Source organism: Kitasatospora sp. NPDC034533, assembly GCF_055575155.1.
This window is the reverse complement of record NZ_JBVITE010000017.1, coordinates 43,599-57,498: the sequence shown is the minus strand read 5'-3', so window position 1 is coordinate 57,498 and position 13,900 is coordinate 43,599. Positions and strand designations below refer to the sequence as shown.

Sequence of the window (13,900 nt, the reverse complement as noted above, 5' to 3'; positions counted from 1 at the left end):
CCGGGACCGAGCCGGAAGGGCGCGCAGCAGCGGCAGGCGGTGTGAAGAAGGCCGTCGCCGGGCTCGGCGCCGCCGTTCTTCTGACGCCGTTCGCACTGATTCTGCCGGTGGCCATGGCCGCCCAAGAGGAAGGCGAGCTGGGCGGCGGGTCGTGCGTGGGAACCGGCGATCCGCAGGCTGTGGATACCGTCGCGATCCAGGCCGCTGTCGCGCTCATCCTCTCCGGCGCTGCCGGGCCGACCGCGCCGGTTGCCGGGCTGGAGTTGCCGACCGTGCAGATCCCGATGGCGCAGGCCATCGTCGCCACTGGCATCGCCCTTCAGGTACCGCCGCGTGGCCAGGTGGTCGCGCTCGCCACCGCGATGCAGGAGTCCCGGCTGCGGAACCTGTCCAGCGGTGACCGCGACTCGTTGGGTCTGTTCCAGCAGCGGCCGTCGATGGGTTGGGGCACTCCGGCCCAGCTGCAGGATCCGGTGTACGCGTCCACCGCCTTCTACAAGGAGCTGCTCAAGGTGCCCGGATGGCAGGACCTCCCGGTCACCGTCGCCGCGCAGAAGGTGCAGAAGAGCGGCTACCCCGACGCGTATGCGCAGTGGGAGCCGCTGGCCAGCGCCCTGCAGCAGGCGATCGGCTCGGCTCTCAAGGCCCCGACCGTCGGCGCTCCCCCGGCGGCCGGCACCTCGCCGAGTTCGTGCACGCCCCCGGGCGCCAACACCGACTGGGGCATCATCCCGCCGGGCGTCCTGCCGGAGGGCTACACCATCCCCAACGACGCCTCCCCCGCAGTGCAGTCGGCGATCCGCTGGGCCCTCGGCCAGCTCAACACCCCCTACCAGTGGGGCGGTTCCTGCACGAACCCGCACGGGCCCGACCCGATGGGCCGCTGCGACTGCAGCTCCCTGATGCAGCAGGCGTACAAGACCGCCGGGATCACACTGGACCGCACCACCTACGACCAGGTGAAACAGGGCACCGCCGTCGCGGTGGACCAAGTGCGCGCCGGCGACCTGCTGTTCACCGAGCGGGGCTCCCAGGGGCCCGAGCACGTGGGCATGTACATCGGCAACGGGCTCGTCGTGCACGCCCCGCACACCGGGGACGTCGTGCGCATCGCGAGTTTCAGCTCCTGGAAATCCGGCGTGATCGCGGTCCGCCGAGTCGCTCCCTGAGCGCTGCCTCTCCCCTCTTCTCCGTGCCGGCGCGGCGCCGTTGTGCGCCCCGGCATGCCCTCCCCCCCCTCTGGAGAAACGTTTGTCCTTGATCCTTGCCGCCCAGGCGGTCACCGACCTCGCCTTCGACCCCGGCGTCACCCCCGCCGAGGGCGGCCTTCCCGGCCTGAGCGTCCTCAAGCAGGTCGTGAGCAGCATCAACCTCTTCGCGGTCGTCGCGACCGTCGGCGCGCTCTGCGTGGCCGGTGTGGTCTGGGCGTGGGGCCACCACAGTGGTTCGCACGGCGCCGAGCAGAAGGGCAAGCAGGGCGCCATGGTGGCCGCGGGCGTCGCTCTGCTCCTCGGTGCGGCCAACGGCCTGGTCGCGTTCTTCAGTGCGCTGGGGACGCAGGTCAAGTAAGTGCCCAAGCCCAAGTCCCCTCTCCACGGCGGTGATTCGACGCTTCGTCGCAGGCTGCTGATCGGGCTGGGCGTGCTGCTGGTCGCCGGTCTGCTGGCCGGGCTCCTCGCCCGGCTGGCGGGCGGCGGCCACGCCACTCGCACGGACCCGCAGCCCGCCTCCCCGCCGCGCCCCAGCTCGTCGGCCGGTCTCCCGGCCGGACCCCACCCCAGCGCTCCTCCCGCCGAGGCGGGTGCAGCCGTCGCCCGCCCCCCGCGCACGAGCAGCCCGACCGAGTTCGGCGAGGCGTTCGCCCAGGCCCTGTGGACCTACGACTCCCGCAAGGTCGCCCAGCCCGAGTTCGTGTCCGGCCTGCGCCAGTGGCTCACCCCGGAGAGCCAGTACGCCGACGGCGACTCCGTCGCCGGGCAGGTCCCCGACCCGGTTCTGTGGTCACGGCTGCGCGACAACGGCCAGACCTCCACCGCCGGCCAGGTCTCCGCCCACGTGCCGGACTCCTACACCAAGGCGATCCAGCAGAACCCGACCGAGTTCGGCGAGGCCTACATCTACGCCGTCACCGTCACCGCGAAGGTGACCGTCGCCTGGGACGGCGGCGGCCAGGGCGCTGAGGACCGCGCCGTCACCCTCGCCATCCAGTGCCGCCCCGGCGGCGACTGCGCGCTCGCCGCCGTCGCCCCCACCGTCTACCCCTAACTCCCCTTTCCCGTCTCTTATTTGAGGAGAAGACCATGGGTTTTTGTGATCTTCCGGGCGCGGGGTTGATCTGCGACGTCGCCGGCGGAGTGTCCAACAGCATCACGGACTCGATCGGCAAGTGGATCGCCAAGTCGTGCGGTGAGCTGGCGAAGAGCGCCGTAGACCTGGCCAGCCGCGCCGTCGACAAGACCACCGGCGTCGACCTCAGCGCCGGTTGGTTCCGTGACAACTACGCCCTGATCCTGCCCATCGCGCTGACGCTGCTGGTGATGACCTTCATGTTCCAGCTGGTCCGGTCGGCGTGGCGCCGGGACGGACAAGCACTCGGCCAGGCCGTCACCGCCACCATCAGCAGCGCCCTCTTCGCCGTCACGGCGGTGAGCTTCACCGGCGTCGCCCTGGCGGTCGTCGACGCGCTGTCCCGCGGCCTGTTCACCATCGCCAACAGCTCGATGGACGACGCGGTGCGCCGCATCGTCCGGGTGTCCATGATCTCGGTCGTCTCACCACTGGGCTGGGCCGTTGCCGCCCTGGCCGCGCTCGGCTGCGCCGTCGGCGCGATCCTCTACTGGGGCATGATGATCTTCCGCAAGGTGTCGATCCTCATCCTGGTGATCCTGGCCCCGTTCGCCGCCGCCGGAGGCCCGTGGGAGCCGACCCGCGACTGGCGCAAGCGATGGATTGAGGCCACCGCCACCGTGGTCTTCTCCAAACTCGTGATGACGATCATCATGCTGGTGGGCGTCTCCGCGATCGGCAACTCCGATACCAAGGACGGCATTCAGGCCATGAGCGACATCATCGCCGGCCTCGTCGTGATGGCGCTCGTGCTCCTGTGTCCGTTCATGATCTACAAGTTCGTCCACTGGGCAGGCGACGGCCAGTCCGCCGGGCTCCACCAGTCCGCAGCCGCAGGCCTGCAGACCGCCAGCGCCACCGCCAAGAAGGGCGGCCGGATGGCGATGACCGCAGCCTCCGGCGGAGCAGCGGGCGGCGCCGCGATGGCCGGAAGCAGCCCCGCAGGCCCCTCGCAGGTCCCCGGCATGCAGTCCATCGGCGCCGGCCAGGGTGGCGCAGGTGGTGGCGGCCCCGAGGGTCCAAGCACCGACACGCTCGCCAAGGCGACGCCCGCGTCCTTCCAGTACGGCCAGCAGCGCTCCGGCAGCGGCGACGGAGGCGTCCCGCTCGTCAAGCGGCCCAACACCGACCGCAACGACGGGGACCAGGGCCGCGCACTGGTCACCCGTCCGACCGGCTCCGGCACATCCCCGGGCTCGGGCTCGGGCGGCTCCTCCGGCCCTGCCGCGTCCGCCGGGTCGAGCCCCGCAGCGGCGGCCCACGCCGCGGCGGGCTCCACCGCCGTGTCGACTCCGGGCTCCGCGCCGGCGCCGGCCGGAGCACCCGCGAGCCCGGGATCCGCACCCGCTCCAACCCGTGCCCCCTCGGCACCGTCGCCGGTGGCCTCACCCGCGCCGGCAGGCAGCACAGGTGCCCCGGCCTTCGATCCGGTGATCACCCCACCGCCCGGCCCGGCGAGGGCGAGCACCGGCTCCCGTCAGCGGTTCACCTTCCCCTCGGGCCCGCCCTCCGCCTGACGGCCCCAGCAGAAACGATCCCCCTCCCTCTCTCCCTGCCGCCCCCGCGAGGAGGGAGCCAGATCACCCCGCCCCACGTGTAGAACGGTCCTGTTCCCTCCGGCCGCCCAAGCCCGGAGGGAACGGGGCCGCCCTCCTCCCCCGTACCAGAGAGCACCCCCTTCCTGAGCACGCCCAGCGAGACCCCCGCCACCGTCAAGTTCCCCACCCGCTCGCGCCGGGGCATCCTCCTCGGCCTGACCCTCCCGCAGCTGGTCCTCACCGCGATCGGCGCCGCCGTCCTGCTCGCCGTCCTGATGACGCTCGGCATCATCGGCGCCTTCGCCCTCACCCCGCTGTGGGTGCTGATGGCCGTCGCCGTCGTCTTCCGAATACGCGGGCGCTCGCTCGCCGAGTGGGCGCCGATCGCCGCCCGCTACTGGCTGCGCCGCACCCGCGGCCAGCTGGTCTGGCTGGCCCGCCCCTCGACCCGCCCCCGCGTCGAGGGCCTGCTCCACCTGCCCGGCACCGCCGCCTCGCTGCGCGCCGTCACCTCCCCCGACGGGCGCCTCGGCGCCGTCCACGACCAGCAGCAGGCCACCCTCACCGCCGTCACCCGCGTCTCCTCCCGGGCGTTCGCCCTCCTCGACCCGTCCACCCAGGCCGGCAACGTCGCCGGCTGGGGCCGGGCGCTGGCCGCGCTGTCGCGCTCGGGCCAGATCGCCCGGATCCAGGTGATGGAGCGCACGGTCCCGGACTCGGGCGACGCCCTCCAACGGTACTGGCTGGAGCACGGCCGACCCTCGACGCCGGTCGCCGGTCCGATCTACGAGGACCTGCTCGCCGCCGCCGGGCCGTCCGCCGCCCCCCACGAGGCGTACATCGCCATCGCCCTGGATCTGCGCGCGGCCCGCCGTCTGATCAACCAGGCCGGTGGCGGGCTCGGCGGCGCGTTCGCCGTCCTGGCCCAGCTCACCTCCAGCCTCGACGCGTCCGTGCGCGGCGCCGGGCTGACGCCGGGAGGCTGGCTGACCGCCGGCGAGATCGCCGCCACCGTCCGCACCGCCTACGACCCCGCCGTTCTCGGCGCGCTGGAGCGCTGGTCCGACTCCGGCCGCCCCGAGGCCGACGTCGCCGCCGCCGGCCCAATCGTCCTGGTCGAGGAACCGGACAAGGTCCGTACCGACTCCGCCCACCACGCGACGTACTGGATCGAGCAGTGGCCCCGCACCGAGACCAGCGCGGGCTTCCTCCACCAGCTCCTCTACTCCTCCGGCGTCCGGCGCACCCTCTCGCTCCTCTACACCCCCCAGGGCCTGGACGCCGCGCTCAAGGACGTGCAGCGTCGGAAGGCGACGATCATCGCGGACGCGGCCGAGCGCGTACGCCGAGGGCAGGTCGACTCCGAGGCCGACACTGTCGAGTACCAGGACGTCAAGGCCCGCGAGCTGCAGCTGATCGCCGGCCACGCCGATGTCGCGATGACCGGCCTGCTCGTGGTCTCCGCCGACGACGCCGACCAGCTCAGCGCCGCGTGCGCCCAGGTCGAGACCGCCGCGGTCGCCGCCCTGATCGACCTGCGCCGCCTCAGCCTCCAGCAGGCCGAGGCCTTCACCGCCGCCGCCCTCCCGCTGGCGCGCCTCTGACCGCCGAAGGGCTCCCCATGCACCGTGACGAGCCGAACCTGATCGCCTTCGCCACCACCTCTCTCGCCTGCTACCAGACCACCGAGCTGATGAACGACCAGCCCATGACCCGCACGGAACTCGACGCCCTGCACGAGCACGTCGTCGCGCTCCAGCTCGTGATCGACCACGCCACCGTGCGCACCCGTGCCCACGTCCCCGTGGAAGGCGACCACCTGCACAACGCCCGGATTCGGATCTGGCAGACGGCGGAGCACCTGCACGACGCCTACCACGCCGCCCCGCGCGCCGACGGCCGGCCGCCCAGCCGCGAGGCCTGCGCGCTCCGCCTCCCGGAAGGCGCCCCGGACCTGACCGTCTGCCAACGCCACCTCAAGGCCGCCAAGAGGGTGAGGTACTTCACCACGCCCACCGACCTGCACACCCCCGCCACCGGCATGATCCGCCGCTGACCAGCCCGGCCGGAAGAAACGTTCCCCCTTGCGAATACGCACCACCAGCGCCAGCGCGCTGTTCACCCCCACCCGCCGCGACCGCGACGAACGCCGCCAGGCCCGCCGCGACCTCCTCGCCGCCCAGCGAGAAGCCCACCTCGCCGACCGGCCGCACCGACACACCGACACCGCCGTCGACGAACTCGACGCCCGCCCCACCTACCCGGCCGCCGGCCGCCCCGGCCCGGCCTCCGCCCGCGGCGGCAAGCTCAAGCTGCCGGCGCACCGGATGACCACCGCCATCGCGTCCGGCGCCTTCCCCTTCCTCGCCGAAGGCGGGCTCGGCGCGGGCGGCGTCTACATCGGCCGCGACGTCCACGCCGAGGCCGGGTTCTCTTTCGACCCGTTCAGCTTGTACGGGAGAATCGAAGGCTATACGAATCCGAACGTGCTGCTCGCCGGCGTGATCGGCATGGGCAAGTCAGCCCTCGCCAAGTCCCTTGCGCTGCGCAGCATCGCGCACGGCTACAAGGTCTACATCCCCTGCGACCCCAAGGGAGAGTGGAGCGCTGTCGCCGAGGCGCTCGGCGGGCGGACCATCGCCCTCGGCCCGGGGATGAGCGGGCGGCTGAACCCCTTGGACGCCCCCGCCGCCCCGCCGGGAGCGAACCCGGCGGACTGGGTGGCCGAGGTCCGCAAGCGCAGGCTTCTGCTGCTCGGCGCGCTCGCCCGCACGGTGCTGCACCGCGACCTGGTCCCGATGGAGCACACCGCCCTCGACATCGCGCTCGACGAGGTCGTCGCCGACGCCGACCGCACCGGCCGGGTGCCGCTGCTGGGTGACATCGCCGCCATGCTCGGCGACACCCGCCGCCTCGACGACGCCCTCGGCGACCCCGCCCGCCGCCTGGGCGCCGCCGCCGAAGACCTGGCCCACGCGCTGCGGCGCCTCGTCCAGGGCGATCTTGCTGGATTGTTCGACGCGCCGAGCACCGTCGAGTTCGACGTCCGGGCGCCGATGCTGAGCATCGACCTCTCCCAGCTCGGATCCTCCGGCGACGACACCGCGCTCATCCTGGCGATGACCTGCGCCTCCGCCTGGATGGAGGCCGCCCTGTCCGATCCCGCCGGGGGGAGGCGGTGGGTGGTGTACGACGAGGCGTGGCGGCTCATGCGCCACCTGCCGCTGCTCGAACGCATGCAGCAGCAGTGGAAGTTGTCGCGCGGTCTCGGCATCGCGAACCTCCTGGTGATCCACCGCCTGTCGGACCTCCTGTCGGCCGGCGACGCCGGCTCCCGCGGCCGGGCCCTGGCCGAGGGCCTGCTCACGGACTGCGCGACCCGGATCATCTACCGGCAGGAACCGGACCAGCTCGCCGCGACCGCAAGCCTGCTGGGACTGACCGGCGTCGAAACCCAGGCCATCGCCGCGCTCACCCGCGGGCGCGGCCTCTACAAGATCGCCGGCCGGAGCTTCGTGGTGCAACACCTCCTCCACCCCACCGAGCGGAGTCTCTACGACACCGACAGTCGTATGAAGGCCGATCCGCGGGACCAGCTCGCCGCTGCCTAGCAGTCGCCGCCGAACCGGCGGCCCTCCCCTCACCAACTCAAGGACATCATCATCGAGTTCCACTCCACCGCCAACGCCTTCCCCATGCTCGACGACGAGGAGCTGCTCGCCCTCGCCGAGGACATCAAGGCCAACGGCCAGTTCCACCCGATCATGCTCGACGACTCCGGCCGCGTCCTCGACGGCCGCAACCGCCTCAAGGCCTGCGAGATCGTCGGCGTGGCACCAGAGTTCGCCACCTACAGCGGTGACGACCCCGCGATGTTCGCCCTCTCGGTCAACCTCCGGCGTCGCAACCTGACCAAGGGACAGACGGCGATGATCGCCGCAAAGGCCTGTTCACTCAGTGAACAGGGCGACCGTTCACTCAGTGAACGCCCTGCCCGTTCACTCAGTGAACAGGCAGGCGTCTCCCTCGGGCGCATCGGTCAGGCCAACACCGTCCTCCGTCACGCACCCGACCTCGTGGAGCTGGTGATCAGCGGCGCACTCGGGCTCACGGAGGCCTACAAGACCGCGCGCGAGGCCAAGGCACAGGCGGACTCCGTGGAGAACCAGCTGGCTCGGCTTCGGGCGGAGGACCCGGAGCTGGCCGACAAGGTCGTCGAGGGCGAGCTGGGCCTGGCGGCGGCGTGGACGGAGCGCAAGGAGCGAGCCGAGGAGGAGGTGCGCCGACGCCGGGTCGCCACCACCTTCCTGTGCGAGGTGGTTCCGCCGCTCGCCCAGGCTCGCGGAACCGACACGGTCTCGCTCTACGACGAGCAGTTCATGCTGGTCGGCCGGGCGGTCACCGCAGAGGTGATCGAGCAGGCGATGGAAGCGCTGGCCGAGATGGCCCAGGCCTGGCAGGAGCGTGAGGCCGCATGAACACCTCCGCCGAACTGAGGCTGTGGGAGATCGTCGAGGCCTCCGCCCGCGCCGTGACCGACGAGACCGGTCGCTTCCGCAAGGGCGACCTCGAGGTGGAGGTCCACAAGCGGATCTCCGACGCCGGTCTCGAAGCCCCCGTCCGGTCCGCCGCACTCGACAAGCTGGTGCACGGGCTGGTGCGCGGCTGGGGTGAGCGCCGCAGCCCCAACCCCCGTCGTAAGTCCGGCATGTTCCACCCGCAGGGAATCCTCAAGCTCGGCGACGGGATCTGGGTGTGGATGGAACTCGCGACTCCAACCGACCTGCTGGAGTGGGGCCGCCTGTCCACACGCAACCTGTCCCGGGTCGCACACGCCGAGGCCAACCGGCAGGACTACGTCGCCGAACGCCTGGACGCGTTCCGACTGCACGACGGCCTCCTGCTCGGCCAGCTGGAGCGGATCGTCTTCGGCTACGTCCACGACCCGAGCACCAGCCCGGACCTGGACACCGACGAGGAGTAGCCGCACATGCCCCCACCCGTCACCTTCGCTGTCCACCCCGCCCTCGACACGGTCGCCGCTCGGTCCGTCGACCGCTCCAGCAGGCAGTGGCTGGAGCACGCCGGGCTCGTCCGCGACGACGCGACCGGCCTGCACCGGACCCCGCGCACTACCGCGACGTCGGTAACCCGTCGGCTCGTCGCCGAGGCGACCCGCCTGCTGGCCGCGGCCGGCTACGACGTCCTTCGGCTGTACTCCGAGGCGGAGCAGCAGCAGTCCGTCACGCAGCCGGCTCCTAAGGAGCCCACGATGGTCCGTGCGCCCGGGACGATCTGGGCCCATCACCTGGCCTCGGACCTGATCGCGGGTCGCCTCGTGGTCCATGCCCAGCTCAGCGCGGCGGACGGTTCCCGGCATCTGCTGGCCAGTTTTCCGGCCGACGGTGCGGCGGCGGTCTTCACCACCGACGGCGGTACCGGCTTCTTCGGTGCCACGGAGTATCCCGACCTGGACTCGGCGGTGGCCGCCTGGGGCCACCCTCTGACCGTCCCAGCCGCCCGGCCGGAACCGCTTCGAGCCGCAGTCTCCGTATCTCGCTCGATCCGGCACGCCGAGGGCGCCGACGATGCCGCTCCCCGGAAGCCGGCAGCGTCTTCGTCCATGGTACCGCCGAGGGCAGTCCCCGGACTTCGCCCGTGAGGTCCCCGAGTGGGTGGCGACGCCCGGCAGTGGCGTCCGGCCGCCCGCTCGGAGCCTCCTCCGATCCGCGAACCCCGAGGAGTGTTTCCTGTCTACCCGTTCTGCCTTCGCTCGTCCGACCGATACCGGCTGGGAGGGCATCGACTGCCAGTATGACGGCGACCCCAGCCACATGCTGCCCCTGCTGCTGAGCGCCCGTCAGTACCGTTTCGGCGGTGACGTGGAGGCCCTGTCCCACCACCTGATCGACACCCCTGCCATCGGCTGGAGGGACATCGGGATCGACCTGCTCGACGGCGCCCCCGAGGCGGTGCGGGCCGAGCTGATCGGCCCGCACTCCATCCCCAGCTCGCAGTACAGCGCCGACGACCGCCCTTTCCCGGACAGCCCGCCCCCGGGAAGGCAAGTCGTCACCCAGGACACCGCCGCCTACCTGAGCTGGGCCTACGTCCTGCGCCCGGACGGCATCGAGGTGATCGGCCTGAGCACCTACGAGCAGGGCCCGGTGGTTCCCTGGTCCACCGATCCGACCTCCTTCGTCAGCGACTACTCCGAGCTCTGGTCGCCGGGACGCCGGGCGCCCATCACGGCCCCGCCGTCCCCGGCCGCGGCAGCAGCACGGGCTTTCTCCGGCCGCGTCCGCTCGGCCGGCCCCGTGGGGGCCGCGGAGCCGACCGGCGCACACGACCCGGCCGGGTTGCCCCGCCCGGCCGCCGGTCGGGCCCGCTGACGAACCTAGGCCTTCGCCCGCCCCGCGCCTTTCCCCGGTGATTCCCGGCCGGCTCATCTACCGGGCGCCCGTCGCTTCACCCGTTCCCCGTTTTTCTGGAGTTGTCTTGCCTGCTTGCCTCACTCGTCTGGACCACCGCGTGGAGGCGGCCCTCGGCACCAGCATCGCTGTACTGCACGCCGAGGAAGCCCGTCTGGAGGCTGGCGTCGCCCGCGTGCTGGACGCCCACCGCGTACTGGTGAAAGCCGAGACCCGCGTCGCGTTCGAGCGCGTACGGCTCGTGATCTGCGCCGACCGACAGCGCCGGGTCGACGACCGACTGCTCGCCGACCTGTCCGACCAGCTGGAGATCCTGGAGGACGCCGCCACCGCCCGCGACCAGGCCGAGTCAGACCTGCTGGCCCGCATCGAGGAACTGCGGCACCGTCCGCTGCCCGCCACGCAACCGCTCCCGAGCACGACCGGCTGCACCCGGCACCGGTGAGCGCCGCCCGGCGATCCGAAGCCGCCACCTGCGACACCCGCCCGCCGACAGCTGTCCGGACCAGCGCCGCTGCAGCCTCCCTGCGTGTCGCGCCCGGTCGGCACCCGACCCCCGGCACCGCTGCGCTCCCGTCCGCCGAGGCGAGCCGCCGACGCCGGTCCACCCCCCACTTCGACAGCTGAGGACCTCCTTGTCCGACATCTCCTTCGGTCCGGGCCCGGACGGTGCCATCACCGCCCGGCTCGGGCCCGACGCTCCCGCAAGCGCCCACCGACTCCTGATGCAGAACGGCGCCGCTCCCGGCCCACAGGACGGTGAGTACGTCTTCGGCGGCCCGGACGCCGTCGCCCGCGCGGCCCAGGCGGCCTGGCTCCACCGGGCCGACTCGGTGAACGCACCTGCCTCCCAGACTTCCCCCACGATGCCGCTGGCCGGAGTGGACGTGGTCTTCGCACGCCACCCGGAGGACGGGATCGTCGTGGCGACCGCGACGGACTCCACCGAGGGCCTGGTGCCCGAGGTGCTGCGGACCTTCGGCTGGCGCTACGACGGCAGCGCGCCCGACCGTGACATCTACCTGCCGCCCGCGGACGCGGACGAGCGCCAGGCCCTGACAACGGCGGCGCGGGCGAGCCTGGTCCTGCAGGGCCTGGGCCTGCAGGTCGCCACGGTCGGTCTCGCGGCTGCGCCGGTCGGCGCCGACCGGCTCGCCGAGGCCGCCGAGGACCTCGCCGTCGAAACCGTCAACCTCCGCAGCCTCACCGACAGCCGGGACGTGGCCGACGTGCTCGACACCGCCCTCGATCCAAGGGTCGGGGCACTGCCCAACCTCCTGGAACTGCTCGATTCCACACGGGCGTTCGTCGACCGGCTCCCTCCGGAGCAGAGCGAGGTGCTCGGCGCGCAGGTGAGCATCGCCCACCACCAGACGACCGCGCTGGCCGAGAGCCTGTCCACCGTCCAGGCCGCGCTGGCCGGCAACGGCACCGTCATCGAGGCGCCGATCATCACCACGCGCAGCGCCCGCGCGACCGCGGCGAGCGCCGTCTCCGCGCTCGGGCTGCCGGCGGGCCCGATCATCCAGGCCGCCCCCGCCGCCCGGGCGTTGACCGCCGCCCCCTCCCCCGCCGCCACGCTCTAGGAGAGCACGCATCAGCGACAGCCCCGCCATCCGCATCTTCAGCCACCCCGACCATGGCGTCGCCGCCTCCGGTCTGGAGCACGCCACCTACCGCCAGCGCCGCCTGCTGGCCGACTACGGGTTCACCCCGGTCCCCGGCAGCACGAACATGGCGTTCACCGGCCGGACGGACAGCCTGATCCTCCACGCCCGGCAGACCGTGGCGGCCCTGCGCGCTACCGGCGCCGAGGTCCGCCCTGATCCCTCCTTCGACTACACCCCCGGCACGCACCCCGGCCACCCTTCGCCGTCCTCCCTCGCCGCCGCCCCGGGTTCCCCGGTCGTCACCCCCGGCCGCGTCCTGCCCCAGCCCCCGCCGCCGGCCGCCGGGCAGCAGCCGGACGTCACCGTCGGCCGCCACCCGGAGCACGGGATCGCCGCCACCAACGCCACCAACAGCCCGGACGCAGCACGGCTCCTGGCGAAGGCCGGCTTCTACCGGGTGGCGACGCATCCGCACCTGTACTCCCTGACCCGGCCCGAGGCGGGCGGAATCGACCGGGCCACGGACGTCGTTGCCCGGCTTCGGGCTGCAGGGCTGACCGTCTCCTCGGACGCGGAGTTCGACCCCGATCACGCTCCCGGCGACCCCGGCGAGGCCTTCCGCACCCACCTGATCAAGATCGCCGACACGGCCGAGACGTACGACTCCGCGCAGGACCCGTTCGCCACCCGGGTCTTCCCGGCACCGAAGCAGGAGGCCAGTCCCCCGACGCCGGTGGCAGGCCTCGATCCGTTCGCCACCCAGCTGCGTCCGGCCTCCGACCGGGCCGGCAGGGACAGCCGGATGGGCGCGCTGCTGGCCAACCGGCAGCAGACGCTCGCCGCGATCGAGGAGATCCTGGCCGCTCTCGGCCAGCAGCTGCGCGACGACCCGCAGGCCCTGGACCCCGCGCAGGTGTCCGCCGTCCTGAGCGATGCGCAGACCACCCTCGGCGGCGTCCGCCGCGATCTCGCCACGATCTCCGCCGCCGCCCCGGCCCGCACCGCCCAGGCCGCCCGTCCGACCGTCGCGCCCGAACTCGGTGCCCGCGCCCAGGCGGCCACCGCCACCAGCCTGCGGCTGGGCCGTGTCACCGGGAAGCAGCCGGTCGAGGCCGCCGCGCAGCCCGTCGACCCGCGCCGGGCCTACAGCATCCACGCCCGCTGACCAACACCCCTCCTGCTCACATCGTCGCCGCCGTCACCACGGCCTGCCGATCGACCCGGCCCCGCTGCTCACCCGGACCGGCTGGCAGCACCTGCCGGCCCTCGGCCTCTACCGGGCCCCGGTCACCGGCCGCCCCGAGGACGACAACCTCCCTGCCGTCGGCCGGGCAACCGCCCGCCTCCGACGCGGCCGGTACACCGTCGCCGTCCAACCGGAACCCGTCTCCGCCGTCCTGGCCCGCAGCTCCGCGCCGACCACGCACCCGTAACCCCCCTGATCCATCCAACTGCCAAGGAGACCAGACAATATGGCCGTCAAGACCCGGTGGGTTGTCACCCACGCCTGCGGACACGAACACGAGCACGACCTCGGCACCAGGCCGGCCGACCGGCGGGCCGGATACGCCCGCTGGCTCGCCGGACGCGACTGCACCGACTGCTGGCGTGCCCAGCGCGAAGGCGACCGCGACGAGGAGCGCACGGCCTGGATCGCCGCCCGCCGCGCCCAGGAGCAGCAGGCCGCCGCCGACTGGGCCGAGCAGTACCGGATGCCGCCGCTGTCCGGCCCGGCGGCGATCCTGCCCTGGGGCGAGCGCTGCCGCCACCAGCTCGTGACCGGCGCCTACCAAACCCTCGTCACCGAGGGCGAGTTCACCGAGGAACGGTGGCAGGAGGTCGAGGACCTGGCCCGCACGATCGACCGCGCCGGCTGGTGGGTGGACCAGCGCGAATCCTCCCCCGCAGACCTGCCGGAACTGCTCACCGCCGCCACCGATGCCGACCGCGTCGTCGAGAACCCGTTCTAGCCAGG

15 protein-coding genes are annotated in these 13,900 nt (G+C 72.9%); all 15 read left to right on the top strand.

The window, feature by feature from the left end; genetic code table 11:
* Positions 1-41 precede the first annotated feature (41 nt).
* The 15 genes from ACZ55U_RS15285 (at position 42) to ACZ55U_RS15215 (ending at position 13,895) form a co-directional block, all read left to right on the top strand.
* Complete coding sequence (locus tag ACZ55U_RS15285; RefSeq protein ID WP_465526396.1) at positions 42-1,169, top strand: C40 family peptidase; 1,128 nt, start codon at positions 42-44, stop codon at positions 1,167-1,169.
* Positions 1,170-1,260: 91 nt separating this feature from the next.
* Positions 1,261-1,569 (top strand): DUF6112 family protein, encoded by a 309-nt coding sequence (locus tag ACZ55U_RS15280; protein ID WP_387688766.1) that lies wholly within the window; start codon positions 1,261-1,263, stop codon positions 1,567-1,569.
* Entirely contained in the window at positions 1,570-2,265 is a 696-nt protein-coding gene (locus tag ACZ55U_RS15275; protein WP_465526394.1) for a hypothetical protein, read from the top strand. It abuts the gene before it with no gap.
* A gap of 35 nt (positions 2,266-2,300) precedes the next feature.
* Entirely contained in the window at positions 2,301-3,863 is a 1,563-nt protein-coding gene (locus ACZ55U_RS15270; protein WP_465526392.1) for an SCO6881 family protein, read from the top strand.
* A gap of 164 nt (positions 3,864-4,027) precedes the next feature.
* A complete protein-coding gene (locus ACZ55U_RS15265; protein WP_465526519.1) occupies positions 4,028-5,488 on the top strand; it encodes a PrgI family protein in 1,461 nt (486 codons plus the stop codon).
* Positions 5,489-5,505: 17 nt separating this feature from the next.
* Positions 5,506-5,940 carry a DUF6238 family protein gene (locus ACZ55U_RS15260; protein ID WP_465526390.1) on the top strand — a complete coding sequence of 145 codons (435 nt, stop codon included), beginning with the start codon at positions 5,506-5,508 and terminating at the stop codon, positions 5,938-5,940.
* 28 nt (positions 5,941-5,968) lie between these two features.
* Entirely contained in the window at positions 5,969-7,495 is a 1,527-nt protein-coding gene (locus ACZ55U_RS15255; RefSeq protein WP_465526388.1) for an ATP-binding protein, read from the top strand.
* An 84-nt stretch (positions 7,496-7,579) separates the two neighbouring features.
* Positions 7,580-8,362 carry a plasmid replication/partition related protein gene (locus ACZ55U_RS15250; RefSeq protein WP_465526386.1) on the top strand — a complete coding sequence of 261 codons (783 nt, stop codon included), beginning with the start codon at positions 7,580-7,582 and terminating at the stop codon, positions 8,360-8,362.
* Positions 8,359-8,868, top strand: a complete 510-nt coding sequence (locus tag ACZ55U_RS15245; RefSeq protein ID WP_465526384.1) for a hypothetical protein — start codon at positions 8,359-8,361, stop codon at positions 8,866-8,868. The genes ACZ55U_RS15250 and ACZ55U_RS15245 overlap by 4 nt, the downstream gene beginning before the upstream one ends.
* 6 nt (positions 8,869-8,874) lie before the next feature.
* Positions 8,875-9,546 carry a hypothetical protein gene (locus tag ACZ55U_RS15240; RefSeq protein ID WP_465526382.1) on the top strand — a complete coding sequence of 224 codons (672 nt, stop codon included), beginning with the start codon at positions 8,875-8,877 and terminating at the stop codon, positions 9,544-9,546.
* Between the two features lie 172 nt (positions 9,547-9,718).
* A complete protein-coding gene (locus tag ACZ55U_RS15235; protein ID WP_465526380.1) occupies positions 9,719-10,276 on the top strand; it encodes a hypothetical protein in 558 nt (185 codons plus the stop codon).
* 106 nt (positions 10,277-10,382) lie between these two features.
* Positions 10,383-10,760, top strand: a complete 378-nt coding sequence (locus tag ACZ55U_RS15230) for a hypothetical protein (RefSeq protein WP_465526378.1) — start codon at positions 10,383-10,385, stop codon at positions 10,758-10,760.
* Between the two features lie 190 nt (positions 10,761-10,950).
* Positions 10,951-11,901: a hypothetical protein gene (locus ACZ55U_RS15225; protein ID WP_465526376.1), complete on the top strand. Its 951-nt coding sequence runs from the start codon at positions 10,951-10,953 to the stop codon at positions 11,899-11,901.
* 148 nt (positions 11,902-12,049) lie between these two features.
* Positions 12,050-13,090, top strand: coding sequence for a hypothetical protein (locus tag ACZ55U_RS15220; protein WP_465526374.1), 1,041 nt, complete (start codon positions 12,050-12,052; stop codon positions 13,088-13,090).
* Between the two features lie 307 nt (positions 13,091-13,397).
* The gene (locus ACZ55U_RS15215) at positions 13,398-13,895 is read left to right on the top strand and encodes a hypothetical protein (protein WP_465526372.1); all 498 of its coding nucleotides are present in this window, start codon (positions 13,398-13,400) and stop codon (positions 13,893-13,895) included.
* The last annotated feature ends 5 nt before the right edge of the window (positions 13,896-13,900 follow it).